Raw genomic sequence first — 1,929 nt, forward strand, 5'->3', positions numbered from 1 at the left:
CCGCTGCTGCGCGGTGAGATCCGCTCCGCGTACGCGATGACCGAGCCCGACGTCGCGTCGTCGGATGCGAAGAACGTCGCCTGCAAGGCAGAGCGTGACGGCGACGAGTGGTTGATCAACGGCGAGAAGTACTACATCTCGGGTGCTGGTGACCCGCGTTGCAAGATCATGATCACGATGGTGCAGACGAGCCAGGACGGCCCGCCCCACCAGCGTCAGAGCCAGATCCTGGTCCCGGTCGACACGCCCGGCGTGCAGATTCTCGGCCCGATGCACGTGTTCGGCAAGGACGATGCACCGCACGGTCACATGCACATCAAGTTCGACAACGTGCGCGTGCCGTACGAGAACGTGCTGCTCGGTGAAGGCCGTGGTTTCGAGATCAGTCAGGTGCGTCTCGGCCCGGGCCGGATCCATCACTGCATGCGTTCGATCGGTCAGGCCGAGAAGGCGCTCGAGTTGATGGTGTCGCGCGGTCTGAGCCGTGACGCGTTCGGCAAGCCGCTCGCCAAGCTCGGTGGCAACACCGAGATGATCGCGAAGGCGCGAATCGAGATCGAGTCGATGCGTCGCATGGTTCTCACCGCCGCGAAGGCGATGGACGAACTCGGTAACGCCGAAGCTCGGGTCTGGGTGAGCGCCGTCAAGGCGATGGTCCCGATCCGCGTCTGCGAGATCATCGACCAGGCGATCCAGATGCACGGTGCGACGGGTGTCTCGCAGTGGACGCCGTTGGCCGACATGTACGCGAGCCAGCGGACGCTGCGCCTGGCCGACGGCCCCGACGAGGTGCACTGGATGGTCGTCGGCCGCTCCGAGGTCAACAAGGGCGAAGAGGCCGCCGCCGGTTACGACCCGAAGGAAGCCTTCCTCGCCAACGACAGCGCGGTCAAGGACGGCGCCTTCTCCGGTCCCGCCTGATCGACAGCGGTACGCATGCGGGGCTGGTACGCCCGATGGTCGGCAGCGATCCGGATCTGATCGTCGAGCGTTTGGATGCTGGGTGACTTCACCGTCGTCGTCTGCTCCGGCGTCGTCGTCGATGTCGGCCGAGCGGACCAGGTCGATGGCGTCACGGTCCAGCGACTGACGCTGCGGGCAACGAGCGGCCTCGACGGCCTGGCGACGGGCCGCTTCTCCCAGGCGACGGGCGGGGTGCGCTGGTCGGCGACGGCGTTCGATCCGAGCATCGAGTTCGTCGGATTCGCCTTCACCCAGTTTGCGCTTCCGGTCACTGCGGGTGCCGATCTCGCCTTCGACTTCCACCCCGCACTGGACCTCCGCTCGCCGAACACCGTCTCACCGCTGATCGCGCGGGTCGGTGGGTCCGTCACGCTGCTCGCCCCGATCGCCCAGTTCCACGAACAGGTCATCGCCGTCGACGCGGACGGCCTGCGGTGGGGATGGCACGGCGACCTCGATCGCGTACCGGCCGGCTTCTCGAGCACCCTCGGGATCTACCGCGCCGACACGGTGGGCGCCGTGCTCGCCGCATGGCACGCCAACCTGTCGATCGATCCGCACCTCGACCGAGTGGTCGCCAACCCGCTCTCGACCCATCTGTCGTACTGGACGGACAACGGTGCCGCGTACTGGTACCGAACGGAGGCCGACCGCACGATCGCGGAGTCGGTGGTCGAGGTCGTGGATCGCCTGCGGGCCGACGACGTACCGATCCGCGCGGTCGAGCTCGACTCGTGGTTCTATCCGCACGTCACGCCACGCCCGATCGCCGAGATCGGGTACCCCGAGGAGGTCCCTCCGAGCGGGATGGCGACATGGACCGCTCGGGAGGATGCCTACCCGCCCGCCGTGGGTGATGCACTCGGCGAGCTGTCCGATCGACTCGACCGCCCGCCGCTCGTCCTGCACGCCCGCCACATCGCGCCGTCGTCGCCGTACGTCACCGGCCCGGACGAATGGTGGATC

Annotated in this window: 2 protein-coding genes; both read left to right on the forward strand. The window is 67.6% G+C overall.

Translation table 11 applies throughout. The annotated features are described in order from the left end of the window. Nucleotides 1-921: acyl-CoA dehydrogenase family protein (locus WBV89_RS09875; RefSeq protein ID WP_423981170.1), on the forward strand; the 921-nt coding region annotated here is incomplete at its 5' end. A gap of 75 nt (nucleotides 922-996) precedes the next feature. After that, nucleotides 997-1,929, forward strand: a 933-nt coding sequence (locus WBV89_RS09880) for a hypothetical protein (protein ID WP_423981171.1), incomplete at its 3' end; no start/stop codon positions are given.

Source organism: Ilumatobacter sp., from assembly GCF_049588435.1.
Classification (GTDB): domain Bacteria; phylum Actinomycetota; class Acidimicrobiia; order Acidimicrobiales; family Ilumatobacteraceae; genus Ilumatobacter_A.